The 24,899-nt window shown below is 55.4% G+C and carries 25 protein-coding genes; 11 read left to right on the top strand and 14 right to left on the bottom strand.

The features are described from left to right. The first annotated feature begins 21 nt into the window (after positions 1–21). Both fucO and rhaM read left to right on the top strand, forming a co-directional pair. Positions 22–1,170, top strand: coding sequence for a lactaldehyde reductase (gene fucO / locus AC1VYI_RS01740; RefSeq protein ID WP_134867006.1), 1,149 nt, complete (start codon positions 22–24; stop codon positions 1,168–1,170). Beyond that, positions 1,167–1,481 carry an L-rhamnose mutarotase gene (rhaM, locus tag AC1VYI_RS01735; RefSeq protein WP_063408695.1) on the top strand — a complete coding sequence of 105 codons (315 nt, stop codon included), beginning with the start codon at positions 1,167–1,169 and terminating at the stop codon, positions 1,479–1,481. The genes fucO and rhaM overlap by 4 nt, the downstream gene beginning before the upstream one ends. Here rhaM and AC1VYI_RS01730 read toward each other — a convergent pair. From AC1VYI_RS01730 to AC1VYI_RS01715, 4 genes are all read right to left on the bottom strand, one after another. Continuing rightward, complete coding sequence (locus tag AC1VYI_RS01730) at positions 1,469–2,746, bottom strand: MFS transporter (protein WP_226484437.1); 1,278 nt, start codon at positions 2,744–2,746, stop codon at positions 1,469–1,471. The genes rhaM and AC1VYI_RS01730 overlap by 13 nt on opposite strands. Before the next feature lie 44 nt (positions 2,747–2,790). Further along, the gene (locus AC1VYI_RS01725; protein WP_134867005.1) at positions 2,791–4,914 is read right to left on the bottom strand and encodes an alpha-galactosidase; all 2,124 of its coding nucleotides are present in this window, start codon (positions 4,912–4,914) and stop codon (positions 2,791–2,793) included. A gap of 104 nt (positions 4,915–5,018) precedes the next feature. Further along, complete coding sequence (locus tag AC1VYI_RS01720) at positions 5,019–6,014, bottom strand: LacI family DNA-binding transcriptional regulator (protein WP_226484439.1); 996 nt, start codon at positions 6,012–6,014, stop codon at positions 5,019–5,021. 17 nt (positions 6,015–6,031) lie between these two features. Further along, positions 6,032–6,580 carry a helix-turn-helix domain-containing protein gene (locus tag AC1VYI_RS01715; RefSeq protein WP_023309744.1) on the bottom strand — a complete coding sequence of 183 codons (549 nt, stop codon included), beginning with the start codon at positions 6,578–6,580 and terminating at the stop codon, positions 6,032–6,034. A 102-nt stretch (positions 6,581–6,682) separates the two neighbouring features. On the opposite strand from AC1VYI_RS01715, the gene AC1VYI_RS01710 reads away from it, so the two are divergent. Both AC1VYI_RS01710 and AC1VYI_RS01705 read left to right on the top strand, forming a co-directional pair. Next, the gene (locus AC1VYI_RS01710) at positions 6,683–7,342 is read left to right on the top strand and encodes an AzlC family ABC transporter permease (protein WP_023309745.1); all 660 of its coding nucleotides are present in this window, start codon (positions 6,683–6,685) and stop codon (positions 7,340–7,342) included. Continuing rightward, a complete protein-coding gene (locus AC1VYI_RS01705; RefSeq protein ID WP_047174098.1) occupies positions 7,342–7,665 on the top strand; it encodes an AzlD domain-containing protein in 324 nt (107 codons plus the stop codon). Before AC1VYI_RS01710 ends, AC1VYI_RS01705 begins: the two co-directional genes overlap by 1 nt. Positions 7,666–7,704: 39 nt before the next feature. Here the strand turns inward: AC1VYI_RS01705 and AC1VYI_RS01700 are convergent, their stop codons facing one another. Then, entirely contained in the window at positions 7,705–7,917 is a 213-nt protein-coding gene (locus AC1VYI_RS01700; RefSeq protein WP_023309747.1) for a YdgH/BhsA/McbA family protein, read from the bottom strand. A gap of 114 nt (positions 7,918–8,031) precedes the next feature. Then, entirely contained in the window at positions 8,032–8,868 is an 837-nt protein-coding gene (fdhD, locus tag AC1VYI_RS01695) for a formate dehydrogenase accessory sulfurtransferase FdhD (protein ID WP_023309748.1), read from the bottom strand. A gap of 372 nt (positions 8,869–9,240) precedes the next feature. Here fdhD and fdnG point away from each other — a divergent pair, with 372 nt between their 5' ends. The 4 genes from fdnG to fdhE are packed head-to-tail and all read left to right on the top strand — an operon-like array spanning position 9,241 to position 14,764. Further along, positions 9,241–12,291: a formate dehydrogenase-N subunit alpha gene (gene fdnG, locus AC1VYI_RS01690; RefSeq protein ID WP_094935278.1), complete on the top strand. Its 3,051-nt coding sequence runs from the start codon at positions 9,241–9,243 to the stop codon at positions 12,289–12,291. 12 nt (positions 12,292–12,303) lie between these two features. After that, positions 12,304–13,206 carry a formate dehydrogenase subunit beta gene (gene fdxH, locus AC1VYI_RS01685; RefSeq protein ID WP_008501831.1) on the top strand — a complete coding sequence of 301 codons (903 nt, stop codon included), beginning with the start codon at positions 12,304–12,306 and terminating at the stop codon, positions 13,204–13,206. Then, on the top strand, positions 13,203–13,838 hold the full coding sequence (fdoI, locus tag AC1VYI_RS01680) for a formate dehydrogenase cytochrome b556 subunit (protein ID WP_023309750.1): 636 nt from the start codon (positions 13,203–13,205) through the stop codon (positions 13,836–13,838). Before fdxH ends, fdoI begins: the two co-directional genes overlap by 4 nt. Further along, on the top strand, positions 13,835–14,764 hold the full coding sequence (gene fdhE / locus AC1VYI_RS01675) for a formate dehydrogenase accessory protein FdhE (RefSeq protein ID WP_134867004.1): 930 nt from the start codon (positions 13,835–13,837) through the stop codon (positions 14,762–14,764). The genes fdoI and fdhE overlap by 4 nt, the downstream gene beginning before the upstream one ends. A gap of 39 nt (positions 14,765–14,803) precedes the next feature. Here the strand turns inward: fdhE and AC1VYI_RS01670 are convergent, their stop codons facing one another. Beyond that, on the bottom strand, positions 14,804–15,175 hold the full coding sequence (locus tag AC1VYI_RS01670; protein WP_134867003.1) for a type II toxin-antitoxin system VapC family toxin: 372 nt from the start codon (positions 15,173–15,175) through the stop codon (positions 14,804–14,806). Between the two features lie 2 nt (positions 15,176–15,177). Continuing rightward, entirely contained in the window at positions 15,178–15,420 is a 243-nt protein-coding gene (locus tag AC1VYI_RS01665) for a ribbon-helix-helix protein, CopG family (RefSeq protein ID WP_134867002.1), read from the bottom strand. Between the two features lie 199 nt (positions 15,421–15,619). On the opposite strand from AC1VYI_RS01665, the gene AC1VYI_RS01660 reads away from it, so the two are divergent. After that, positions 15,620–16,540 carry an alpha/beta hydrolase gene (locus AC1VYI_RS01660; protein ID WP_134867001.1) on the top strand — a complete coding sequence of 307 codons (921 nt, stop codon included), beginning with the start codon at positions 15,620–15,622 and terminating at the stop codon, positions 16,538–16,540. Between the two features lie 8 nt (positions 16,541–16,548). Here AC1VYI_RS01660 and fabY read toward each other — a convergent pair whose 3' ends face one another. The 6 genes from fabY to AC1VYI_RS01630 form a co-directional block, all read right to left on the bottom strand. Then, the gene (gene fabY / locus AC1VYI_RS01655) at positions 16,549–17,490 is read right to left on the bottom strand and encodes a fatty acid biosynthesis protein FabY (RefSeq protein WP_023309755.1); all 942 of its coding nucleotides are present in this window, start codon (positions 17,488–17,490) and stop codon (positions 16,549–16,551) included. Between the two features lie 44 nt (positions 17,491–17,534). Beyond that, on the bottom strand, positions 17,535–17,972 hold the full coding sequence (dtd, locus tag AC1VYI_RS01650) for a D-aminoacyl-tRNA deacylase (protein ID WP_008501836.1): 438 nt from the start codon (positions 17,970–17,972) through the stop codon (positions 17,535–17,537). Continuing rightward, positions 17,969–18,850 carry a virulence factor BrkB family protein gene (locus tag AC1VYI_RS01645; protein WP_045355564.1) on the bottom strand — a complete coding sequence of 294 codons (882 nt, stop codon included), beginning with the start codon at positions 18,848–18,850 and terminating at the stop codon, positions 17,969–17,971. The genes dtd and AC1VYI_RS01645 overlap by 4 nt, the downstream gene beginning before the upstream one ends. After that, the gene (yihX, locus tag AC1VYI_RS01640) at positions 18,844–19,443 is read right to left on the bottom strand and encodes a glucose-1-phosphatase (RefSeq protein ID WP_134867000.1); all 600 of its coding nucleotides are present in this window, start codon (positions 19,441–19,443) and stop codon (positions 18,844–18,846) included. The genes AC1VYI_RS01645 and yihX overlap by 7 nt, the downstream gene beginning before the upstream one ends. An 88-nt stretch (positions 19,444–19,531) precedes the next feature. After that, complete coding sequence (locus tag AC1VYI_RS01635) at positions 19,532–20,002, bottom strand: hypothetical protein (RefSeq protein WP_196351334.1); 471 nt, start codon at positions 20,000–20,002, stop codon at positions 19,532–19,534. Continuing rightward, positions 19,999–20,742, bottom strand: a complete 744-nt coding sequence (locus AC1VYI_RS01630; RefSeq protein ID WP_134866999.1) for a winged helix-turn-helix domain-containing protein — start codon at positions 20,740–20,742, stop codon at positions 19,999–20,001. The genes AC1VYI_RS01635 and AC1VYI_RS01630 overlap by 4 nt, the downstream gene beginning before the upstream one ends. Before the next feature lie 547 nt (positions 20,743–21,289). Between AC1VYI_RS01630 and AC1VYI_RS01625 the strand changes: the two genes are divergently transcribed. Both AC1VYI_RS01625 and AC1VYI_RS01620 read left to right on the top strand, forming a co-directional pair. After that, entirely contained in the window at positions 21,290–21,907 is a 618-nt protein-coding gene (locus AC1VYI_RS01625) for a helix-turn-helix transcriptional regulator (protein ID WP_196351335.1), read from the top strand. A 71-nt stretch (positions 21,908–21,978) separates the two neighbouring features. After that, positions 21,979–24,888: an autotransporter outer membrane beta-barrel domain-containing protein gene (locus AC1VYI_RS01620; protein ID WP_134866997.1), complete on the top strand. Its 2,910-nt coding sequence runs from the start codon at positions 21,979–21,981 to the stop codon at positions 24,886–24,888. The last annotated feature ends 11 nt before the right edge of the window (positions 24,889–24,899 follow it).

Raw genomic sequence — 24,899 nt, 5'->3', positions numbered from 1 at the left:
CGATAGTTAAGGAGAATTATCATGAGCTTTATGTTGGCACTTCCAAAAATCAGCCTTCACGGCGCGGGCGCTATTGGCGATATGGTTAACCTGGTGGCGAACAAGCAGTGGGGAAAAGCGCTGATTGTCACCGACGGTCAGCTGGTAAAGCTGGGCCTGCTCGACAGCCTTTTTGCCGCGCTGGACACCCATCAGATGTCGTATCACCTGTTCGACGAGGTGTTCCCGAACCCGACGGAAGCGCTGGTGCAAAAAGGATTTGCGGCATACCGGGACGCGGAGTGTGATTACGTGATCGCCTTCGGCGGCGGCAGCCCGATTGATACCGCCAAGGCGATTAAAATCCTCACCGCCAACCCCGGTCCGTCCACCGATTATGCCGGCGTCGGCAAGGTGAAAAACGCGGGCGTGCCGCTGGTGGCGATCAACACCACCGCAGGCACGGCGGCGGAGATGACCAGCAACGCGGTAATCATCGACTCTGCGCGCCAGGTGAAAGAGGTGATCATCGATCCGAATATCATTCCGGATATCGCCGTGGACGATGCCAGCGTGATGCTGGATATTCCGGCCTCCGTGACCGCCGCAACCGGCATGGACGCGTTAACCCACGCCATAGAAGCCTACGTGTCCGTTGGCGCGCACCCGCTGACCGATGCCAACGCGCTGGAGGCAATCCGCCTGATCAACCTCTGGCTGCCGGAAGCGGTCGAAGACGGTCATAATCTTGAGGCGCGCGAGCAGATGGCGTTTGGTCAGTATCTGGCGGGCATGGCGTTTAACAGTGCGGGTCTCGGCCTTGTGCATGCCCTGGCGCACCAGCCGGGCGCGACGCACAACCTGCCGCACGGCGTGTGCAACGCCATCCTGCTGCCGATCGTTGAAAGCTTTAACCGCCCGAACGCAGTTGCCCGCTTCGCCCGCGTGGCGCAGGCGATGGGCATCGATACTCGCGGCATGAGCGTTGAAGCCGCCAGCATGTCCGCCATTCAGGCGATTCGCGACCTGAGCGCTCGCGTCGGCATCCCTTCCGGCTTCAGCCAGCTCGGCGTGACCAAAGCCGATATTGAAGGCTGGCTGGATAAAGCTCTCGCCGACCCGTGCGCGCCATGCAATCCGCGCACCGCCAGCCGCAACGAGGTTCGCGAGCTGTATCTGGAGGCATTATGATCCGCAAAGCCTTTGTTATGCAGGTTAACCCGGACGCGCATAAGGAGTACGCGCATCGCCACAACCCCATCTGGCCCGAGCTGGAAGCGGTACTGAAAGACCACGGTGCGCACCGCTACGCCATCTATCTCGACAGAGAACGCAGCCTGCTCTTTGCCACCGTGGAGATTGATTCGGAGGAGCGCTGGAACGCGGTCGCGACTACTGACGTCTGCCAGCGCTGGTGGAAACACATGCGTGATGTAATGCCGTCGAACCCGGACAACAGCCCGGTGAGTACCGGGCTGGAAGAGGTGTTTTACCTGGACTGACCGGTTAACGCTGCCGCACCCGCGGCAGCGGCTATCTCCTGCCTGCTGCTCAGCGTAAACGCCGACACTACCGTAATCGCCAGCACGAAACAGCCCAGCATCAGATACGTCTCCTGGAAGCCGATCCGGTCATACATATTCCCGGCAAAAGCGGAGAGGAAAATGGCCGCCGACTGCTTGGCGAACTGGAAGCCGATCAGATAGATAGTCGCTGACAGTCGGGTATCAAACACCCCGGTGATGTACTTGAATGCCCCCACCAGCAGGAACGGCACCTCCAGCGCGTGCAGCATCTTCAGGGCAATCACTTCTACAGCGGTGGTGGCAAATGACGAGCCAATGATGCGCGTCGCCATAATCACCCCGGCGATCAGCAGCGTGTTTTTCGCGCCGATGCGGTTAATGATCCACGGCGAACAAAACATGATGATCGCGTTGCAGATTTCCCCCGCCGTGGTAGCGAAACCAAAGGCGCGAGTACCTTCCTGCGGCGTGGCGAAGAACGTTTTGAAGAAAGTGGCAAACTGCTGGTCAAATACGTCATAGACGCAGGCTACGCCAATCACGTACAGAATAAACATCCACATCCTGCGCTGACGGAACAGGCTAAAGACCGTTTTCGCAGTGATCTGCGGCTGGTTGGCACCCAGCGCATTCATCACATGCGCCGTCTGGTTGGGTTTTGGCTTCGCGACCACCAGCAACAGCATCAACAGCAGCGCCGCCGCAGACCCCATCCAGAAAACATATGACGGATCGATGCCGAACAGGATCCCGCCCGTGGAGGCGCATAGCCCCCAGCCGAGGCAGCCAAACATGCGCGCCTTACCGTATTCAAAGAAACTGTTACGGCTCACGCGTTCAATGTAGGCCTCAATTGCCCCCGAGCCCGCCGAAAAGACAAAGCCGATATACAGGCCACCGCTCAGCGCGCCCAGCCAGATGTTGGCTTTCAGCAACGGCGCAAAGACGTAGAGGAAGAAAGGGGCAAACAGGAACAGCAGCACGGAGATGATCCACAGCAGGTGTTTTTTCAGCCCCAGCTTGTCCGAGATCACGCCAAGCACCGGCTGGAAGGCGATAGCCGACAGCGAGATGCAGGAGAAGACAATCCCGGTATGGGTTTTATTCAGGCCGATGATGTCCGACAGCCAAATCGGCAGGAACGGAAAGCAGGTGGCCATGATGAAGAAGTAGAGAAAGAAGAACAGCCCAAAGATCCAGAAGTTAGGGTTGTCTTTGTGGGTACAGGTTGTTGTGTTCATTATTTTTATCCTCAACGGAGGGCCGGCTGCCCGGCCCGTCACCCTTACACGCGTTCAACGCCAATCAGAATGGCGGTTTCCGGATCCAGAATCGGCAGCGCAATGCCCGCCTGCATTAGCCACTCGCCGCTCACCGTTTGCGGCGTTTCCATCCACACCGGTAGCTTACGCATGGTGTGCCCTCCCTTGCCCGTAATCTGAATATTCGGGTGATCGAGCAGCGTGACGCGGTACCGCGCGCTGGACTCCAGCCCCGCCATGCGCAGCGGCATCATCAGGCTGTAGTCCGGCATCGCGAGCTGGCTGACCATAAACAGCCCCTGCGCCTTATCTTCGCTTACAATCCCCTGCGCCAGCGTGGTGGCGTCCGGCATATCAATTCGCCACTGGGTGCCGTGATGAATGACGTCGCGCCACTGCTTGTGTAGCGCAGCGTAATGGCGATAGCCTTCGCGCTCCTGTTCGTCCACGGTGAGCGGATCCAGCTCTAGCCCCATATGGCCAAACAGGGCCGTCAGCCCCCGGAAGGCGATGCCGTGCTGGCGGAAGGTGGCGTGGCATTGATGATGACCGATATGCGCGCCCATCACCTCCGGTGGGAAGAAGTAGCTCATGCCGCGCTGGATGGTGCTGCGCTCCAGCGCGTCGTTGTTGTCAGACGCCCAGAAGCGGTGGCTGCGGGTCAGTACCTCATAATCAATGCGACCGCCGCCGGAGGAGCAGGATTCAAACTCAATATGCGGGAAGCGCTCGCCCAGCACGTCCAGCAGGCGGTAAAACTGGCGGGTCTGGGCGTCGGCGGCGGCTTTACCGTTGTGTCCAGGCTGCACCAGCTCGCGGTTCATGTCCCACTTCACGTAGTCGACCGCATGCTCGCCCAGCAGCCAGCTCATACGCTCCACAAGGTAATCAAAGGCCTCCGGGATGTTGAGATTGAGGACCAGCTGGTGTCGTCCGGTCGCCTGGGGATAGCCCGGCAGCGCCAGTACCCAGTCAGGGTGCGCGCGGTACAAATCTGAATCCGGGTTGATCATCTCCGGCTCAACCCAGATGCCAAACTCCATGCCCAGCCGTTTGACGTGGTCGATCACCGGCGTCAGGCCGTTCGGGTATTTTTTCTCGTCCAGATACCAGTCTCCCAGCGCGGCATGGTCGTCATTGCGGCCTTTGAACCAGCCGTCATCAATGATGAAGCGCTCCACGCCCAGCGCGGCGGCCTCGTCGGCCATGCGCTTGATGTACTTCGGATCGTGGTTGAAGTAGATCCCTTCCCAGGTATTGAGGTGCACCGGGCGAGGTTTGTTTTCCGGGAAGCGGATGATGTTGTCGCGCAGGTAGCGGTGGAACGGCTGGCTCATGCCGTTCAGGCCCTGCGTGGAGTAGCTGGCATACAGGCGCGGCGTCCAGAGCGTATCGCCCTCCTCAACCACCATTTCACCCGGCAGGTAGAGCGCTTCGGCCTGGAGATAGCGACGACCGTCGGTTTTCGCTTCCGCGCGCAGGCGGTGATTACCGCTCCAGCCCAGATGCACGCCCCAGACGTCACCCTGCATTTCGCTGAACGACGGCGTACCGGCAATCAGCGCCGGGAAGTGCTCGTGGGAGGTTTTACCCCGACGGTTTTCAATCACGAAGCTGTCATGTTCAAGCTTTACGCGGTGCGGCTGAAACTCCCTGATCCAGCGACCGTGGAAGGCCATTACCTCCTGCGCGCGCTCGGCCACCGGCAGCGTGACGGCAAAACGGTCCACCTGCCAGGGGATCGCTTTCAGGTTCGTTAAACCGTGACGAACCACCAGCACGCCGCTGGCATCCAGCGCCAGCTCGCTGGTCAGGCGCAAGCCCGCATGCTCATCTTCGGCGGTAATCGTCAGGGTATTAACGCCCTGCTGCACCTGCGTGGTTTTGAACACCGGGGAACCGTCCAGCCCCTGGCGATGCCCCTCAATGCCAGGCGAACCAAACAGACCATGCCCCAGCTCGGCCATCAGCGTGACCGGGGAGTCGACGTCAAGCCTGCCGTTGGCAACGGGACGCGCGAGCGTAGCAACATCCTGCGACGAAAAGTGCTGAAGGTGCGGCCCCCAGTAGAGAATTTCGGCGAACGGATGGGTTTTGATCACCACGTCTACCGTATTGCTTTCAAGTCGTAAAACGGAATCTTGCATCAGACATCTCCTGTCATCGGGAAGATCTGAGTGTTGATCCGAAACGTTTCGGATACAAACCAAAACGTTTCGGTTTTGTGATCGACTTTAGAAAATGGAGAGATTCAGGCCGTCTTGCCGGGAGAGAATTCGGGCTGCCAGAGCACCTGAAGTTGTTCAATATCGTCGCCGCTAATCAGCTGGCGCACCATATCGGCAATCTGTTTCCCGACGCCCTGGCGGGTGGACTGGATCACCGACGCCACGTCAATATCGACGATGCTATCCTGCGGCAGGCCGTCATAGACCACCAGCGAGACGGCGTTGTCGCCGGATAAACGCCCCAGCTGCGCCAGCGCCATCGCCGCGCCGTCGCCGTGGGTGTTACAGTCGGTGATGATGGCCGTGGGCGGCTGCGGCAGGGCAAGCAGTTCTATGGTGGTGGCATACCCGACTCGGCGCGAAGGCGGCATGGCGCGCAGCCATTCGCTGGAAAGCCCGGCTTCCCGCAGGGCGTCCAGATAGCCCTGACGGCGCTGGGTGATAAACGCCTGATTGTTGCTTTCGCCCAGTAGGGCAATGCGCTGATGGCCTTTCCCGATCAGCCAGCGGGTAGCATTGTACGTACCGGCATAGTTGTCGAAGTCAAACCACGCATACGGCTGCGGGAGGTGGCTGCGCCCAAGCGCCAGGAAAGGAAAACCGGCGGCCTGAAGCTGCACAAGACGCGGATCGTGATCCAGCGTGTGCGCTACGATCAGCGCGTCGACGCGGCGGCTTTGCACCATGCGCATATAGCTGTGCTTATCCGCCAGATCGTCGTCGGCGATGAGCAATAAGTCGATCTCATGTCGCGCCAGTTCGTGGCTAATTTCGCCGACCATGTCCATAAATACGCTGTTATTGAGCGGAACAGGATGTACGGGAAACACCAGCCCGACGGCGTCAATTTTGCCCATCTTCAGGCGGCGGGCGAAGGTGTTAGGCCGATAGCCGCGTCGCTGGGCTTCCGCTTCAACGCGAGCGCGCGTCTCGTCAGAAACGTCGTCATATCCGTTGAGGGCGCGGCTGACGGTGGTAACAGAGAGCCCCAGTTCTTTGGCAATGGCTTTAAGCGACATGATTTTCCTTATCTTCGTTAGTTTTGTTCCGCCACCAGCAGCGCGTAAGTGTCTGGCTCCAGGGCCTTGAAGATATGCGGCTGGTCGGCGGGATAACAAATGTAATCTCCTGCGCCGAGCTCTTCTGCCGCGTCGAGCAGGCCGACCAGCGCCCGTCCCTGCGTCACGATAATATGCTCAACCGAGCCCGGCGGATGCGGCTGGGAAATACGGTCTGCGCCCGGTTGGGTCATCAGAAGATAGACATCGCGGCGCGCGCCCGGAGGGCATGCCGCCAGCAAAATGGCTTCATAATTAGCCTGTCCGGCAACCACTTTCGTCCCTTCACCACGGCGGATCACCTGCGTGGTCGGCAACTGCGGCTCCAGCAGGCGGGCGAAAGGAATATCCAGCGCCACGCAGAGCGACCACAGCGTTTCCAGGCTAGGGTTACCGTTGCCGGACTCCAGCTGGGAAAGCGTAGATTTTGCGATCCCGGCACGGCGGGCAATTTCCGCCAGTGAAAGCCCGGTTCGCAGGCGTTCTCGCACCAGACTTTTGGCGATCAGGCTGATCGGCTGCGTCATATAACGGCCTCTTGTTCTATAAAACGAACGAATCGTTCGTCTTGAAAATCAGTTTCGTTGCGTTCATTATAATGGATACACGTTCGATATGGCTAAAATTGTATGAAGCATCATCTCTCTTGCCTGAAAGGCGACACCATAAAAGCAATCATCCTGGTCTGCCTCGCGGTCGGCGTGGTCGGGATGTCATACGGCTCCCTGGCGATGGCCTACGGTTTCCCGGTCTGGGTACCGTTTGTACTCTCCATCACCGTACTCGCGGGCGCGTCAGAGTTTATGTTTATCGGCATCGTGGCAAGCGGCGGTAACCCGCTGGCGGCTGCGGCCGCGGGGTTGCTGGTCAACGCGCGGCACGTGCCGTTTGGCGTGACGGTCCGTGAGCTGGTCGGCAAACGTGGTCTGAGCCTGTTGGGCTGCCACATCATGAATGACGAAAGCGTGGTGTTTGGCCTGTCTCAAAAAACGCCCGAACAGCGCAAAGCGGCGTACTGGCTATGTGGTTTAGGCGTGGCGATTGTCTGGCCGCTGGGGGCCCTGCTGGGCGCTATGGTCGGTAAACTGCTGCCGGACCCGGAAACCATCGGGCTGGATGCAGTATTCCCGGCCATATTACTGGCGCTGGTGGTGCCCGCGTTTAAAAACCGCACCACGCTGATCCGCGCCTGCAGCGGAGCCGCGCTGTCACTGGCCGCCGTGCCGTTTGCCCCGGTGGGATTACCGGTGCTGCTCTCCTTACTGGGTCTCGCTGCGAGGAAAAAATGATGGGAAATATGACGTTTTTTATTCTCGGCATCGCCATTTTGTCTGCGGGAACGTATCTGATGCGTCTTGGCGGGGCAAAACTGGGCAGCAGGCTGGCATTGTCAGAACGTTCACAGGCGCTGCTGTCAGATGCGGCAACGGTATTGCTGTTTTCAGTGGCGCTGGCGACCACGTTTTATGAAAGTGACCACTTTGCCGGAATGGCGCGCGTGCTGGGCGTGGCGTTTGCGGTATTTCTGGCCTGGCGAAAGATGCCGTTAATTGTGGTGATCGTGGCGGCGGCAGTGGTAACCGCGCTGCTGCGCGTGGCGGGCATAAACTAAAAAAGCGCCCCGGGGGCGCTCTTTCGACGGTGTGACAGCTTATTTAGTCAGTTCAGCAGTCATGTGTACGCGGTTACCTGAGAACGCCTGGGTAATTTTGTAAGATGACGCGCCGGCTTCCTGAGCCTGAGCCGCGATTTTCGCTTCTGCGCCGTCAATGGTTGACGCGGTTGCGGTCACGGTCTGAGCAGCGAAAGAACCGAAAGAAGTAGCCAGAGCGATTACAGCGACAAAAGTTTTGATGCTTTTCATAATATAAACCCTTTCATTAAGTTGTTTAGGTAAGGCACCGTGCCTTGATGAGATAAATACTAGACCTCATCATGAACAACTAAAAGCGGAAGGATTTGCTATTATCATTCAAAATTATTGATCAACTATTAATCGCTGAGGATGGGTATAAACGGTCGCCCTTCCCGGCTTGCAGAAGCCCACCAGCGTCAGGTTGCAGCGCTCCGCCACCTCCACTGCCAGCGTGGTCGCCGCCGATACCGCAAACAGAATTTCCACACCGCACATTGCCGATTTTTGCACCATCTCATAGCTGGCGCGGCTGGAAACGAGTGCCGCCCCCTGCTTCCACACGTCACTTTCACGCGCCCGGCGACCGAGCAGCTTGTCCAGCGCCACGTGGCGGCCCACGTCCTCGTGTCCCCCGGCAATATCGCCCGACGGCAACACCCATGCCGCCGCGTGCGTGCAACCGCTCAGCTGGCCGATGGGCTGTACATCGTTCAGGTGCTCGAGCGCATGGTCGAGGTGAGCCAGATCAAAGGTCTGAGTAAACGGCAGTGGCGCAACGGGTTTACCAATATCATTGAGCTGCTCAACGCCACAGACGCCGCAGCCGGTACGCCCGGCCAGCGCGCGGCGGCGCTCTTTCAGCCCCATAAAGCGGCGGCTGGAGAGTTCGATTTGCACTTCAAGGCCGTTGCAAGCCTGCACCACGTCCATGCCGTAGATCTCCTGCGGATGGTCAATGATGCCTTCCGAGAGGGAAAAACCGATGGCGAACAGCTCGAGATCTTTCGGCGAAGCCATCATCACCACATGGGAGATACCGTTGTAAACGAGCGCAACGGGCACCTCTTCCGCCAGATAATCGGGCGTGGCATGGGTAATGTGGGGCGGTCTGTGTACCGACAGTTCCACAATACCCGCAGGCAGTGGCGACAAGTGGGGAGCACGGTTTTGTTTAGACACAGCGGTATTCCTGAACAACCACGGAGGTGAGCCTGCTATTGCATCACAAACAACAGGGCTTACGCATAGTATGGATCAACTTTTCGACAACCATTCTCCTACTCATTTAGCAGGGGTGCAACCTGCCACCCGCTACACCGCTTTAACATGCAGAGCTGTTAATGTGATCAATATCACACTTTATAATCAACATGGTGATAATACGTTCACTTTGTATTAACGCCATTAGAACAGCGGTACCGACAATGTGGTATTCTGATGATATCCCTCGTGGAATTGAGGGATTAACGCAAATTTTTCTCCTTTGCGGTCAATTCTCAACCGCGAAGTTAAAACTACATATGTAAGCAATGTCGAAACAAGGAGTGACCCATGCAGGTCAGCAGAAGGCAGTTCTTTAAGATCTGCGCTGGCGGTATGGCAGGCACCACGGCAGCGGCACTGGGCTTTGCGCCCGGCGTAGCGCTGGCGGAAACGCGGCAGTATAAACTGCTGCGCACCCGTGAAACCCGTAATACCTGTACGTACTGCTCTGTCGGTTGCGGGCTGTTGATGTATAGCCTCGGCGACGGTGCTAAAAACGCCAAAGCGTCTATTTTCCATATCGAAGGCGACCCGGATCATCCGGTCAACCGCGGCGCATTGTGCCCGAAAGGGGCCGGTCTGGTGGACTTTATCCACTCCGAAAGCCGCCTCAAATTCCCGGAATATCGCGCGCCAGGCTCCGACAAATGGCAGCAAATCAGCTGGGAAGAGGCGTTCGACCGCATCGCAAAACACATTAAAGAAGACCGCGATGCCAACTTTGTTGAGAAGAACGCCGACGGCGTTACGGTCAACCGCTGGCTCTCCACCGGGATGCTGTGTGCCTCTGCTTCCAGCAACGAAACCGGTTATTTAACCCAGAAATTTACGCGCGCACTCGGTATGCTCGCGGTCGACAACCAGGCGCGTGTCTGACACGGACCAACGGTAGCAAGTCTTGCTCCAACATTTGGTCGCGGTGCGATGACCAACCACTGGGTCGACATCAAGAACGCCAACCTCATTGTGGTGATGGGCGGTAACGCCGCTGAAGCGCACCCTGTCGGGTTCCGCTGGGCGATGGAAGCCAAAATCCACAACGGTGCGAAACTGATTGTGATCGATCCCCGCTTTACGCGAACTGCGTCAGTGGCGGATTTCTACACCCCTATTCGTTCAGGTACTGACATCACTTTCCTGTCAGGCGTATTGCTGTACCTGATGACCAACGAAAAATATAACCGCGAATACACCGAAGCCTATACCAACGCCAGCCTGATCGTGCGTGAGGATTACCACTTCGAAGATGGCCTGTTCAGCGGTTACGACGCCGAAAAACGCAAATACGACAAAACCAGCTGGAACTACGAGCTGGATGAGAAAGGCTTTGCGAAGCGCGATACCACCCTGCAACACCCGCGCTGCGTGTGGAACCTGCTGAAAGAGCATGTTTCCCGCTATACGCCGGAGGTGGTTGAGAATATCTGCGGTACGCCGAAGGCAGACTTCCTGAAGGTGTGCGAGCTTATCGCCGAGACCAGCGCGAAGGACAAAACCGCGTCGTTCCTGTACGCCCTCGGCTGGACGCAGCACTCCATCGGTGCGCAGAACATCCGTACCATGGCGATGGTTCAGCTCCTGCTCGGCAACATGGGGATGGCAGGCGGCGGCGTGAACGCCCTGCGCGGTCACTCCAACATTCAGGGTCTGACCGACCTCGGCCTGCTGTCTCAAAGCCTGCCGGGTTACATGAACCTGCCAAGCGAGAAACAGACCGATCTGCAAACCTACCTGACGGCCAGCACGCCTAAACCGCTGCTCGAAGGCCAGGTAAACTACTGGGGCAACTATCCGAAGTTCTTCGTCTCAATGATGAAAGCCTTCTTCGGGGATAAAGCAACGGCGGAAAACAGCTGGGGCTTTGACTGGCTGCCGAAGTGGGACAAGGGTTACGACGTTCTGCAGTATTTCGAGATGATGCATCAGGGCAAAGTGAACGGCTATCTGTGCCAGGGCTTTAACCCGGTTGCCTCGTTCCCGAATAAGAACAAGGTTGTTGAGTCTCTGTCGAAGCTGAAGTTCCTGGTGACGATTGACCCGCTCAATACCGAGACTTCAACTTTCTGGCAGAACCACGGTGAATCGAACGACGTCGATCCGTCGAAGATTCAGACCGAAGTGTTCCGTCTGCCGTCGACCTGCTTCGCGGAAGAGAATGGTTCTATCGTCAACTCCGGACGCTGGCTGCAGTGGCACTGGAAAGGTGCGGACGCCCCGGGCATCGCCATGAACGACGGCGAGATCCTGGCCGGCATCTTCTTACGCCTGCGTAAGATGTATGCGGAAGAAGGCGGCGCGAACCCGGAACCGGTGCTGAACATGACCTGGAACTACTCGACGCCGGAAAACCCTGCGCCGGAAGAAGTGGCGATGGAGAGCAACGGTAAGGCGCTGGCGGACGTTATCGACCCGGCCACCGGTACCGTGCTGGCGAAGAAAGGCGATCAGCTCAGCACCTTCGCGCACCTGCGCGATGACGGTACCACGTCAAGCGGCTGCTGGATCTTCGCCGGTAGCTGGACGCCAAAAGGCAACCAGATGGCCAACCGCGATAACGCCGACCCGTCGGGCCTTGGCAATACGCTGGGCTGGGCATGGGCGTGGCCGCTCAACCGCCGCATCCTCTATAACCGCGCATCCGCTGACCCGCAGGGCAACCCGTGGGATCCGAAGCGTCAGCTTCTGAAGTGGGACGGTGCGAAATGGGGCGGCGTGGATATTCCGGACTACAGCACTGCCGCACCGGGCAGCGACGTTGGGCCGTTTATCATGCAGCCTGAGGGGATGGGACGCCTGTTTGCTATCGATAAGATGGCGGAAGGTCCGTTCCCGGAACACTACGAGCCCTTTGAGACGCCGCTGGGTACCAACCCGCTGCACCCGAACGTGGTCTCTAACCCGGCAGCCCGTATCTTTAAGGGCGATTTCGAAGCGCTGGGTAAAAAGGACAAGTTCCCGTACGTGGGTACCACCTACCGTCTGACCGAGCACTTCCACTACTGGACCAAGCACGCGCTGCTTAACGCCATCGCGCAGCCGGAACAGTTCGTGGAGATCGGCGAGAAGCTGGCGGGCAAGCTCGGCATCGCCCATGGCGATACCGTGAAGGTTTCCTCTAACCGGGGCTATATCAAGGCCAAGGCGGTGGTGACCAAGCGTATTCGCACGCTGAACGTTCACGGTCAGCAGGTGGATACCATCGGTATTCCGATCCACTGGGGCTATGAGGGCGTGGCGAAGAAAGGGTTCATTGCAAACACCCTGACGCCGTTCGTCGGCGATGCGAACACGCAGACGCCGGAGTTTAAGGCCTTCCTCGTGAACGTGGAAAAGGTGTAACGGAGACGACTTATGGCTTATCAATCTCAAGACATTATCCGTCGTTCCGCGACTAACGGTTTCACGCCCGCGCCTCAGGCGCGGGACCACCAGCAGGAAGTGGCGAAGCTTATCGACGTGACCACCTGTATCGGCTGTAAAGCCTGTCAGGTGGCCTGCTCTGAGTGGAACGACCTGCGTGACGAAGTGGGTCACAACGTCGGGGTGTATGACAACCCGGCGGACCTGACCGCCAAGTCCTGGACGGTGATGCGTTTCTCGGAAGTGGAGCAGAACGACAAGCTGGAATGGCTTATCCGCAAAGACGGCTGTATGCACTGTGCGGATCCGGGCTGCCTGAAGGCATGTCCGTCAGAAGGGGCTATCATTCAGTATGCCAACGGCATCGTCGACTTCCAGTCTGAACAGTGCATCGGCTGTGGCTACTGCATCGCCGGCTGCCCATTCGACGTACCGCGCCTGAATCCGGAAGACAACCGCGTCTACAAATGCACCCTGTGCGTTGACCGCGTCACCGTCGGCCAGGAGCCTGCATGCGTGAAGACCTGCCCAACCGGCGCGATCCACTTTGGTTCTAAAGAGGATATGAAAACTCTGGCGGCAGAGCGCGTAGGCGAGCTGAAAACCCGTGGTTACGACAACGCGGGCCTGTACGATCCGGCCGGAGTTGGCGGTACGCACGTAATGTACGTGCTGCACCACGCCGACAAGCCGAACCTGTATCACGGCCTGCCGGAGAACCCGGAAATCAGCGCCACCGTGAAGTTCTGGAAAGGCATCTGGAAACCGCTGGCAGCGGTCGGTTTTGCTGCCACCTTCGCAGCGAGCATCTTCCACTACGTCGGCGTTGGTCCGAACCGCGCGGAAGAGGAAGACGACAACCTGCATGAAGAGAAAGACGAGGTGCGCAAATGAGAAAACGTGACACCATCGTGCGCTACACCGCGCCGGAACGCATCAACCACTGGGTCACCGCCTTCTGCTTCATGCTGGCGGCGATAAGCGGGCTGGGGTTCTTCTTCCCGTCCTTCAACTGGCTGATGCAGGTACTGGGTACGCCACAGCTGGCGCGCATCCTGCACCCGTTTGTGGGCGTCATCATGTTCGCGTCGTTCATCATTATGTTTTTCCGCTACTGGCACCATAACCTAATCAATCGGGATGATATCTTTTGGGCGAAGAATATTCGTAAGATCGTCGTCAACGAGGAAGTGGGTGATACCGGGCGTTATAACTTCGGCCAGAAATGCGTATTCTGGGCGGCGATTATCTTCCTGGTCCTGTTGCTGGTGAGCGGCGTGATCATCTGGCGTCCGTACTTTGCGCCTGCTTTCTCAATCCCGGTGATCCGATTCGCGCTGATGCTGCATTCATTTGCCGCAGTGGCGTTAATTGTGGTTATCATGGTGCATATCTACGCCGCCCTTTGGGTGAAAGGCACCATTACCGCGATGGTGGAAGGATGGGTAACCAGCACGTGGGCGAAGAAACATCACCCGCGCTGGTACCGTGAAGTCCGCCAGAAACAGGAAAAGTCATCTGAATGAGTATTCGCATAATCCCGCAAGATGAGCTGGGGTCGAGCGAGAAACGCACGGCGGATTATATTCCGCCGTTGTTATTCCCCAGACTCAAGAACCTCTACAACCGCCGCGCAGAGCGTCTGCGCGAGCTGGCAGAGAACAACCCGCTGGGCGATTTTCTGCGCTTTGCCGCGCTGGTTGCCCACGCGCAGGAAGTGGTGCTGTACGACCACCCGCTGCAAATGGATCTGACCGCGCGCATCAAAGAAGCCAGCGCACAGGGCAAGCCGCCGCTGGACATTCACGTCCTGCCGCGCGACAAGCACTGGCAAAAGCTGCTGCATTCGCTCATTGCCGAGCTGAAGCCGGAGATGAGCGGTACCGCGCTGGCTGTCATCGAGAATCTGGAAAAAGCCTCTGATCTGGAGCTGGAAGAGATGGCGAGCGCGCTGTTTGCCTCCGACTTCGCTCTGGTCAGCAGCGATAAAGCGCCGTTTATCTGGGCTGCGCTGTCGCTCTACTGGGCGCAAATGGCAAGCCTGATCCCCGGTAAAGCCCGCGCCGAATACGGCGAGGCGCGCCAGTTCTGCCCGGTCTGCGGCTCCATGCCGGTATCGAGCATGGTGCAAATCGGCACGACTCAGGGGCTGCGCTACCTGCACTGCAACCTGTGTGAAACCGAGTGGCACGTGGTGCGCATCAAGTGCAGCAACTGCGAGCAGACCCGCGATCTGAATTACTGGTCGCTGGAAAATGAAGAAGCGGCGGTGAAAGCCGAAAGCTGCGGCGACTGCGGCACTTACCTGAAGATTCTGTATCAGGAAAAAGACCCGAAAGTCGAAGCCGTGGCCGACGATCTCGCCTCGCTGATTCTGGACGCGAAGATGGAGCAGGAGGGCTTTGCCCGCAGCTCGATCAACCCGTTCCTGTTCCCGGGTGAAGGGGAGTAATTTCCTCTGACAGTGCCGGGCGGCGCGAGCTTGCCCGGCCTACAGCTGGTAAGGTGAAACGACTCCAGTAATGCCCGAAAAGTCTTTCGTGTTTCGAGAAATCAACGGACAATTTCTGCTCTGAGCTGTGGCCAGAATGATAGCATCAGGCAGTTTCATTCCATGCTTCTCGCGCAGAATTACACTTCTTTCAGCGATATCTCGGGTGATATCAATAATCTCAAATACGCCCATCACTGTCGCAGTTTTCGCTTCGTGACCATGTTTGCGGGCACCCACTATGACTTCCATCCATGTGATCAGGCTAATGGCTCGATGCGAAGCTGTGCGATCAATTGCATCCGCAGCCTCAACGCGATTATTAAATAGATCAATGAGTATATTGGTATCGAACACCGCCATGTGCTCCATAATTACCACTCCTCACGCAGCTTGCGTTCATACTCAAGCCCATCTTCCTGCTGGTTTCCCCACAAGCCAAGCGCATCGCGGATAACCGATGAACTCTGCTGGTCGAGATATTGCTCAATGGCTTCCCGAAGCAATTCGGCACGAGGCCGGTTACGCAGCTGCTTCAGATTATCCAGTCGTTGAATTACGTCATCAGACAAATCGATCAGAATTCTGCGCATATCAAGATCCGCGGAAAGACTCATATATCACCTTAGTATATCACCATAGTCTATTTTTAAGGCAACATACGCTTTTATTCAGAAGGGTTAAAGCACGTAGCTATAGTTTTCCTGCTATTTGCGAAGCGCTTTCCAGATTTTTAGTACTCGACAATTTTCTTATTTTCTTTTGAATTAAACCAGGCTATAAAGCTGTATATCCATACAGTTAAAGGGAATTTTCATGGCACTGGAACAGGGTATTGCGCAGCTGGTTCAGGGATTTATCGCTGCAGGCCGGCCTTCGTCACGTCGACAGACCATTGAGGTACGACGAGCAGGGTACATTGCCAGCGCGGGGCTTGCCGGGAAGATAGAAACGCGCGTTCAGGTGGAGACGCTAGTGCTTGAGGGCCTTACCATTCGAGTATTTTCACCTCTTGATGCCCCTGAAATATTGCCTGCTGCCATCTACTATCACGGCGGATGCTTTATCAGCGGCGGCTTTGATACCCATGACAACCAACTCCGCCAGTTAGCCTGCTACGGCAATTGTCGGGTGATCGCCGTTCAGTACAGGTTAGCGCCGGAGCATACCTTCCCCGCCGCACATGACGATGCTGAAAGAGGTGCAGATCTGGTCTGGCAGTATGCGGACAAATTAGGCGTGGATAAGAACCGGCTCACCCTCTGTGGAGACAGTGCAGGAGGGCATCTGGCGCTGGTAACGGCGCTGAGGCTTAAGGTTAAAAAGCTGTGGCAACCTGTGCAGCTTATTCTTATCTATCCCATGCTCGACGCCACGGCCAGCTTTGGAAGTTATGCCCTTAATGGCACGGATTATATTATCACCCGCGATACCCTGCTCAGCGGGTATGAAATGTATCTCGCAGAGACTGACCGCCAGCATCCGGAAACCAGCCCGCTGTGGCGCGATGATTTTTACGGACTTCCGCCAGTGCACATCATTACCGCAGAGTACGATCCGCTGTGCGATGAGGGAGAAATGTTGTATCAGCATCTGACTGAGCAGGGTGTGAAGTGTACAGCTCAGCGCTGGCTGGGCGTCATCCATGGCTTCTTTCAGCTTGGCGGCGTCAGCCAGTCAGCGCGAGACGTTATGTGGGATATCGCCGGACGAATTAAGCACGCCCGAGGAGAGTGAACAGAAGATTACTCCTCCTCGTTCCCACCCTCTTCATACGCACCGAAGGGCTTCGCTGGAAGAACAATGTAGGTGCCTTCAAACACCGCCCCCGGTGTTTTATCGCCAAACAGTTCAACCTGCATTTGCACGCGGGCTTTGCGGCCGCGTGCCAGGCGGTCGAGATCGCCACCCAGTGACCCCAGATCGGCCACGGCGCTCGGCTTGCCGCTTATCGGTGCGCTATAGCGAATGTGGGCATCAGCGAGAATGATCGTGCCACCCAGATGACGCTCGCGAAGCATCAGCCAGATCAGACCCCACCCAGTGAGCGTCGCGAGGGAAAACAGACTTCCGGCAAACAGGGTGTGGTGCGGGTTCTGATTGCCGGTTTCCGGCATGGTGGTAATAAATTTTTGTCCGGTGTACTGCTGAATGCGCACGCCCATTTTTTCGCTGAGCGGAATGTGCTGATACCAGGCCTGCTGCAGCTGTCCACACCAGTCGGCGCGATGAAGAATATCATCCAGCGTGGCGATGGGTTTGATCATCAAAAAATGACGAATCGGCGTGGTTTGCGGGGTCGTGATCTCCCCCTGATTCACAAAACCGAGCTTGGCGAAGAATTCTACGGCATCTTCGCGGGCGCTACAGGTGACGCGCTTAACGCCTTCCTGACGGGCGACGGACTCAAGGGTCATCGCCATTAGCGTTCCCAGACCTTTGTCCTGAACGGAGGGATGAACCGCCATAAAGCGAATCGACGCTTCGTTATCGGCGTTGATATACAAGCGCCCGACGGCGACGAGGTTACCCTCTTCGTCCATCACCATCTGATGGTGGGCCATCGCATCCCAGGCGTCTCGTTCAGATCCTTTTGGCTGATGCAGTGGCTTGCGCAGCATTTCCCAGCGGAACTGGTAATAAGCGTCTAACTCTTCTTCCGTTTGCGGTACTCGAAGGTGATACATAGCTGTACTCTCTCTTGTTACCCGCGGCCACGCCGCCAGTTGGCTCATACCTGGAGCCAGAATGTGACGGGGCCATCGTTCACCAGCGAAACCTGCATATCTGCAGCGAATCGTCCGGTTTGCGTATTCATTTCCTGCTGGCGACAACGCTCAACAAAGTACTCGTAAAGTGCTTCCGCACGATCCGGCGCGGCGCCTTTAGAGAAGCTCGGGCGCATGCCGCGCTCGGTATCCGCTGCCAGCGTAAACTGGGAAACCACCAGCACGCTGCCGCCCGCCTGCTGGACGTTCAGGTTCATCTTGCCTTCCGCATCGCTGAAAATACGGTAGCCCAGCACGCGCTCACACAAGCGGTTGGCTTTTTGTTCGTCGTCATCCTTTTCGACACCTAACAACACCAAAAGTCCTGGGCCAATTTCACCCGTCACCTCTCCCTCCACGGTGACGCTGGCACGGGTTACGCGCTGTATCAATGCAATCATGGTTGGTCTGCTTCTAATTGTTTTTCAGCTTCTGCTGCTTTTTTAAGTTCGCGGTATACACCGAGAGTGACAGTTATTTCAGCACCAAGCAAGACGATACACCAGGTCCAGTAGACCCAGACAAACAAAATGGGGATCACCGCCAGCACGCCGTAAATCAGCTGATAGGACGGAAACATGGTGATGTAGAGGGCAAACCCTTTTTTACCGAGCTCAAAAAGCAACGCCGCCACCAGCGCCCCCAAAACCGCATCTCGGTTAGGCACGCGCGTGGTCGGCACGACGCTATAGAGCAGCCAGAACGAGAGCCACGACAGGATCAGCGGAAAGATGCGAAGCACATTATCGATCACACCGTTTAAATCACTCGCCCACCGTAGGGAAAGCAGATACGAACTGATCGCCAGACTCGCCCCGGCCAGCAACGGTCCCAGTGTGAGAATCATCCAGTACACGGCAAAGGAATATACCTTTGGCCGCGCTTTTTTACTCCGCCAGATCGTGTTCAGCGCGTTATCAATGGCATACATCAACAGCAGCGCCGTGACGATAAGACCGCATGCCCCCACTGCCGTCATCTTGCTGGAATTGGCAACGAACTGCTCAATGTAGTTCTGGATGACATCCCCGGTTGCAGGAATGAAATTCGCGAAGACAAAATGACGAAGCTGCAGGCTGACGTCCGCAAACATCGGAAAGGCGGAAAACAGCGCAAAAATGACCGCCACCAGCGGCACTAATGAGAGCAACGACACGTAGGCGAGGTTACCCGCCAGCGTGGTCATGTTGTCCTCATCAATACGGTGCCAGAGCAGTTTCAGCCATGCCCTCAGCGGGCGAGTATGATGCGTGGCTTTTTGATGAACGGTTTTTAGCATAGTTGCTTCGCAAAGTAGTTTGGTATCGTCTCTTTTCCGGTCACCAGAATTGACGTTATACCTAACTGGTTAGCTCCCTCTACATTATCGGCGTTGTCGTCGAAAAAGACCGCATTGGCCGCGGTGAATCCCTCTGACTGCAGAACAGCCTGATAAATTCGCGCTTCAGGCTTACGCATACCCATCTCCTGCGAAAGATAGATCTTGTCGGCCGCCCCCTTAACTTCAGGGTATTCCTCAGGCCAGAACGTGGTGTGCAGACGGTTGGTATTGGACAACACAACGACCCGATGGCCCTGCTCGCGAAGCTTATGCATGATGTCGATCACTTCAGGCCGGATGGCGACAAATACTGCCTGCCAGCCGTGGGAAAACTGCTCGTAGCTCAACGGTAGATCCATCTCCTGACAGAAACGTTCAGCGAATTCTTCATCACCGATCTCGCCGCGTTCATGCTGATGGAAGGTCTCGCCCATCGCGAAATTCTGCTTTAAGGTCGCCAGCGGCACGCGGCTAAAGTCGCTCCATGCGCCCAGCACGCGATTAAAATCGATATCGACGATGACGTTTCCTAAATCAAAGATATAAAGCATGTTTATCTCCTGCTCGCCGTGGAGAGGTAACTGTAGCGGGAATAAAGAGATTTGACTATGCATGCGGTCTAAGGTGTGCGATCGATTTTTACGGCGCGTTTTTACGACAGTAAAGCGAAGGGACGTTTGACGCGGCAAAAATCCAGGCCCCCCGATACTCATCGATCATCAGGCTCAGCTCTCTACCCGGCGTGCGGTAAAAACCCGGTAGCGTTGCGTTGATATCAGCTTCATCCGCATTATCGGCGAAGGTTTTAACAATACGATCGTTATTTAATACGCGCGCGTTCTGATGATAACTGTAATGAAAATAGATGGTCCGGTTAACTTCAGAAACCGTCTGACCAAATAATTTACCGTTAATGACGGTGGCCCCCTCCCGATGCTGCATTCGCCAGGAAACCGTACCCACAAATCGATTTTTACCAATCGTCCATTCAACATCACCCGTACAGCGTATCGGCGAACTCGAGAAATGCGAATACGCTAACCAACCGCTGGTCATAGCGGCCCCCAGAAACGCCGCCAGCAAAATAATACGGTTCCGGAGTGTCTTCATTGCTCATGCGCCCAAAAATAATGCGTGGTACATAATGCTGCCGCGTCTCGTCGCGCATCGTTGTTACAGACAAACGCCGCGATTCGCTCCGTTTTACTATAGCCAATGAGAAAAACGTATCGTTTTTCGGCGCACAAACCAGGATAGTTTCTTAACAGGTGCAAGTAATGATCCTGAACAGGTTCATTAGGTGCATAAAAAAGCTGGCAGCCGCTGGTCATGCTGCCCGTTGAAAGTGGAATGTAGTGGCTAAACGGCATTTTCTGGTGATGTTTATATATTATCACCCCATTGATAAGCGCGATCAGCAAAAGCGTAGCGGTGAGGATTATCAACCATGCAGGCTTCTGTCTCGCGGTGCCATCGGTTATGACCACGTCTTTATTGACAATGGCCGGATCTGCGTTTGGGGTAAATTCTTCAACCTGAGTGGTTTCGGAAAGCATCAGCCCACGGCGAGAAATGGTTTTTACCGTGTCGCGCGGTAACCCCACCTCAGCAAGCGCATTGCGTAATGTCAAAATGGCCTGGTAAAAGGTATTCGGTGTGGTGACGTCATTTCGCTCCCCCCATCCCACCACCATTAATTTATTTTGCGAAATGATGTCTCCTGGATGGGTGATGAGATAAAGAAAACAGAGATTGGCTGGAAGCTGCAATTGTATCGTTCGCCCGGTAATATGATTAACCAGGGTTTTGTTTTCTGGGTCATACTCGACCAACTTGTTAATGAGATACAATTTTCCTTTCCTCTGCAATAACAATGCTTAACTTCATACACTAAAAACATATACTTATATTTAACAACATTATAGGTCAGATGGATTAGGACGCGATACCACCTCATCTAAGATTAAAAACACCGTGTTAATTTTCAATCGGTTACAAGGCTGTTTTCTTAGGTTTTCCTCATCTAAAACGACATAATGAGATTTCATTACACTTCGCCAGGCCAAATAATTATATTGAGCCGCAGCCAGAGAAAAGACTGTCGTTACGGCAGTTCCAGGAAACAAACTTTTAGCTATTAGTGCTATTTACTACATCTCCTTTTCAACTTTTTTGTGTCAAATAATCTTAAAGGATTGATGGATATTCCTGGTTCACTTTTGCCGGCTGATGTTATTTCGCTGTGACGACGGCCTGACGGAATAGAGTCCACCAGGAATTTATATTCCCTGCCATTATTTTTGGAAAATAAGACAGGATTACGAGATATGTTTCAAGATTGACACATTTGAACGGCAGTGAAATATTGACAATGAAAATAAGACAGGAGTGGACTGGATGATAACATCGTCGCAAAAGGTTGTCCGCTGTATAAGCTGTGAATTGTCCTGTCAGTTATATCCAGATAACGCAGTACGATCACAATACTGTGGCAACGCCTCGTTCGCGGTTTGGCCGGTTGGTAATCATTATCTGCTGACTGCGGTTAAAAATAAGATATTATATGGAAACACGAATCACTTATCACGTGGGTTTATTTTTGTAGATTTTTCGATGTACAACTTGCGCATACTGGCCGATCCGCAATGGATTGAACGTTTGGCGCTAACCAACATGAATATCGTTATTATCACGGACCGCTGGCTGGAGGCGCTAGCTAATTATTTATTTAATCATCGTGATGAAATAAAGGGTGTTATTTATTCGGATGATAATGACGCTATATTACAGGAAAAAATTAACCATCTTTTCTCTGGTAGAAGAGTGAATAACAGACGAGGAAGTATATTGAATACTGTCGAATTCACTTTACTTAATCGGTTTTTATCAGGAGCGTGCCTCCAGGAGATTATAAAAACAGACAGCATTGATGTGAAAAAAATTTATGTCCATAAAATACGACTTGAGAGGAAATTAGGCACCAGCATTCATAAAATTCTCGTTTCTATTTTGTAATTTCAATCACTTAACATACCCACATTTAATGCTGTGGAGGATGTTTTACGCCTGAAAGAAAGGGGCTAGCTATGCCATATTTAATGAAACACTCACCTGTCGCAGCTGCGATTTCTCTGGCGTTATCGTCAGCGCTATTTACCGCGCATGCAGCGGTAATCGATTTTTCTAATTTACCTGCCTCCGGAGCAGTAACGGATTTGCCTGCAGAAATACAGGCGCTGATACCTGCAACGGCAAACGCGAACTTTAGCAAAAATACCGGCGATCCTAACTATGTCTACCAGTACAGCCCGGGGAATATCCCAATTTACGGAGATGGGATCACCCTCGAAGGGCCTGGGGCGGAAGCCTTTGAGCATTCCGTTACCGTTATTCAGAACTCCACGTCCGGCAGCCCGGGGGTGATATTTGGTGACGATCTGACTATTCGCACCCAGTCAAAAGTGGCTGCCAATAATGGTAAAGACGTCGACGGTATTCGTACCCACGGGATGAACACGCCGGACAACCCGGTGTTTATCATTACCGGCGACCGCACCCATATCTACGTTAACGGCCAAAGCGGTGACGGTATTAATGCCGGGTACAGCTCCTTCAGTCAGGGTTCTCTCGGCTCCGCCAATATTTATGTGGGTGACGATCTCTATATCGAAACCACGGGCAGCACCGGGCGCGGAATTAGCGCTTATGCACTGAATGATGCGTCGAAGGCAAAAAATAACGTTATCGTTGGCGATCGTGCGCATATTGTGACGCACGGTACTTACGCTGAGGGAATTCGTACCAACCAGAGCGGCTCATACGTCCGGCTGGGAGATGTGGCGACCATCGAAACGTTCGGCACATCGGCCTATGGCCTGTATGCAGGCTCTGCGTCAAAAATTGAGCTAGGCAAAAGCGCGACGATTACCACCGACGCGGCCAGTGCCTCCGGGGTTTATTCTACCGGCTCGTCAACCATCACCCTTGATGAAGGCGCCACCATTACGACCAACGGTGCCAGTGCGCATGGCGTCTACGCTTACACCGGTGCGGTGAATCTGGGAGATAACGTCACCATTGCGGTAAACAGCAGCGAGAAAACCAGCAGCTCCGCGCAGGCGCCGCACGGGATGTATGCCTGGTCGCGCGGCATGATAGCGCTCGAGGGTGGTGCCACCATTACCACCGCAGGCCAGCGCGATAACGGTAGCTATGCCCTGAACGCCAGTAACGGCGGGGTGATTGATGCGTCCACAGGAGGCAAGTTCATCCTCAACGGCGATATCCTTTCCGCAGGCGGCGTCGCGGCCACCAGCACGCTTCCGGCACAAAACAGTACTATTACGCTGACTATGGATGACAACTCCCTGTGGAACGGGGCTTCCTTCATTGAGAGCAACGCCGCGGGTACCGGTACTATCGCACTAACGATGAATGATGCCGTCTGGAATCTGCGCGACAGCTACACGCTGACCAGCCTGACGCTGAATGCGGGCGGCACGATTAATTTCCAGCATGCAGAGGACGCGGCGTGGCAAACGCTGATCATCAAGGATGATTTTATCGGCAACGGCGGCAAGCTGGTTTTCAATACCGTGCTGTTTGACGACACTTCGGAAACGGACAAACTGATCGTTGAAGGCAACACCTCCGGTCAGACCGGGGTGGAAGTGAACAACATTGGCGGTGCCGGCGCGCAAACCGTAGAAGGGATTGAAATTGTCAGCGTTGGCGGCAACTCAGAGGGGACGTTTGAGAAGGCCAGCCGTATCGTGGCAGGGGGCTATGACTATAACGTTGTGCAAAAAGGTAAAAACTGGTTTTTGACCAGCCTGGTTGAACCTGTTGACCCGCCAGTCGACCCGATAGACCCACCTGTTGACCCTGTAGACCCGCCTGTTGACCCTGTAGACCCACCTGTTGACCCTGTAGACCCGCCAGTCGACCCGGTCGATCCGCCCGTTGATCCGGTGATTCCGCCGCAGGAACCGATCCCCCCTGCCGCACCACCGAAAAGCGAGCATCAGTATCGCCCGGAATTTGGAAGCTATCAGGCGAACAGCTATGCGGCAAATACGCTGTTTATGACCCGCCTGCACGATCGTCTGGGTGAAACGCAGTACACCGACATGCTCACTGGCGAGCATAAAGTAACGAGCCTGTGGATGCGTAACGTCGGCGGTCATACGCGTTTTAAAGACAGCAGCGGCCAGTTAAATACCACCGCCAATCGCTACGTGCTGCAGCTGGGTGGTGATGTCGCCCAATGGAGCACCGACGGTCTGGACCGTTGGCATCTTGGCCTGATGGCGGGCTACGGCAACAGCCAGAGCCGGAGCGCTTCCAGCCTGACCGGATACCACTCGCGCGGTGAAGTGAATGGCTATAGTGTCGGTCTGTACGGTACCTGGTACGCAAACGACGCGGATAAAAGTGGCACCTACGTTGACAGCTGGGTGCTGTATAACTGGTTCGACAATAAGGTGATGGGGCAGGACCAGGCGACCGAGAGTTATCGCTCCAGCGGGGTGACCGCCTCTGTAGAAGCTGGCTATAGCGTTAAGGTGGGCGAAAGCGGCCGCAACAGCTACTGGATCCAGCCGAAAGCGCAGGCCGTTTGGATGGACGTGCATGCTGACGACCATCGCGAACGCAACGGCACGCGGGTGAAAGACGAAACCCAGGGGAACGTGATGACACGCCTCGGCGTGAAGGCCTACATCAGCGGACATAACGCGATTGACGACGGTAAGTCACGGGCCTTCCAGCCGTTTATTGAAGCGAACTGGATCCACAATACCCAGACCACGCGCATCCGCATGGATGACGTTAGCAATGAAATGCGTGGAACGCGCAATATCGGTGAACTCAAGACCGGCGTAGAGGGGCAGATTACGCCGAAGCTTAGCGTATGGGGCAACGTGGCTCAGCAGATAGGCGATAAAGGCTACAGCGATACGCAGGGAATGCTGGGGGTGAAATACAGCTTCAAATAACAACAAAAAAG

It is taken from the genome of Enterobacter sp. QK-SA4, assembly GCF_056856775.1.
Note: the sequence above shows the minus strand (reverse complement) of the source record. Positions and strands in the feature narration are given on the sequence as shown.

Coding starts and splice junctions, on each gene's coding strand:
- fucO (WP_134867006.1), top strand. CDS start 22: ATGAGCTTTATGTTGGCACTTCCAAAAATCAGCCTTCACGGCGCGGGC.
- rhaM (WP_063408695.1), top strand. CDS start 1,167: ATGATCCGCAAAGCCTTTGTTATGCAGGTTAACCCGGACGCGCATAAG.
- AC1VYI_RS01730 (WP_226484437.1), bottom strand. CDS start 2,746: ATGAACACAACAACCTGTACCCACAAAGACAACCCTAACTTCTGGATC.
- AC1VYI_RS01725 (WP_134867005.1), bottom strand. CDS start 4,914: ATGCAAGATTCCGTTTTACGACTTGAAAGCAATACGGTAGACGTGGTG.
- AC1VYI_RS01720 (WP_226484439.1), bottom strand. CDS start 6,014: ATGTCGCTTAAAGCCATTGCCAAAGAACTGGGGCTCTCTGTTACCACC.
- AC1VYI_RS01715 (WP_023309744.1), bottom strand. CDS start 6,580: ATGACGCAGCCGATCAGCCTGATCGCCAAAAGTCTGGTGCGAGAACGC.
- AC1VYI_RS01710 (WP_023309745.1), top strand. CDS start 6,683: ATGAAGCATCATCTCTCTTGCCTGAAAGGCGACACCATAAAAGCAATC.
- AC1VYI_RS01705 (WP_047174098.1), top strand. CDS start 7,342: ATGGGAAATATGACGTTTTTTATTCTCGGCATCGCCATTTTGTCTGCG.
- AC1VYI_RS01700 (WP_023309747.1), bottom strand. CDS start 7,917: ATGAAAAGCATCAAAACTTTTGTCGCTGTAATCGCTCTGGCTACTTCT.
- fdxH (WP_008501831.1), top strand. CDS start 12,304: ATGGCTTATCAATCTCAAGACATTATCCGTCGTTCCGCGACTAACGGT.
- fdoI (WP_023309750.1), top strand. CDS start 13,203: ATGAGAAAACGTGACACCATCGTGCGCTACACCGCGCCGGAACGCATC.
- fdhE (WP_134867004.1), top strand. CDS start 13,835: ATGAGTATTCGCATAATCCCGCAAGATGAGCTGGGGTCGAGCGAGAAA.
- AC1VYI_RS01670 (WP_134867003.1), bottom strand. CDS start 15,175: ATGGAGCACATGGCGGTGTTCGATACCAATATACTCATTGATCTATTT.
- AC1VYI_RS01665 (WP_134867002.1), bottom strand. CDS start 15,420: ATGAGTCTTTCCGCGGATCTTGATATGCGCAGAATTCTGATCGATTTG.
- AC1VYI_RS01660 (WP_134867001.1), top strand. CDS start 15,620: ATGGCACTGGAACAGGGTATTGCGCAGCTGGTTCAGGGATTTATCGCT.
- fabY (WP_023309755.1), bottom strand. CDS start 17,490: ATGTATCACCTTCGAGTACCGCAAACGGAAGAAGAGTTAGACGCTTAT.
- dtd (WP_008501836.1), bottom strand. CDS start 17,972: ATGATTGCATTGATACAGCGCGTAACCCGTGCCAGCGTCACCGTGGAG.
- AC1VYI_RS01645 (WP_045355564.1), bottom strand. CDS start 18,850: ATGCTAAAAACCGTTCATCAAAAAGCCACGCATCATACTCGCCCGCTG.
- yihX (WP_134867000.1), bottom strand. CDS start 19,443: ATGCTTTATATCTTTGATTTAGGAAACGTCATCGTCGATATCGATTTT.
- AC1VYI_RS01635 (WP_196351334.1), bottom strand. CDS start 20,002: ATGAAGACACTCCGGAACCGTATTATTTTGCTGGCGGCGTTTCTGGGG.
- AC1VYI_RS01625 (WP_196351335.1), top strand. CDS start 21,290: ATGATAACATCGTCGCAAAAGGTTGTCCGCTGTATAAGCTGTGAATTG.
- AC1VYI_RS01620 (WP_134866997.1), top strand. CDS start 21,979: ATGCCATATTTAATGAAACACTCACCTGTCGCAGCTGCGATTTCTCTG.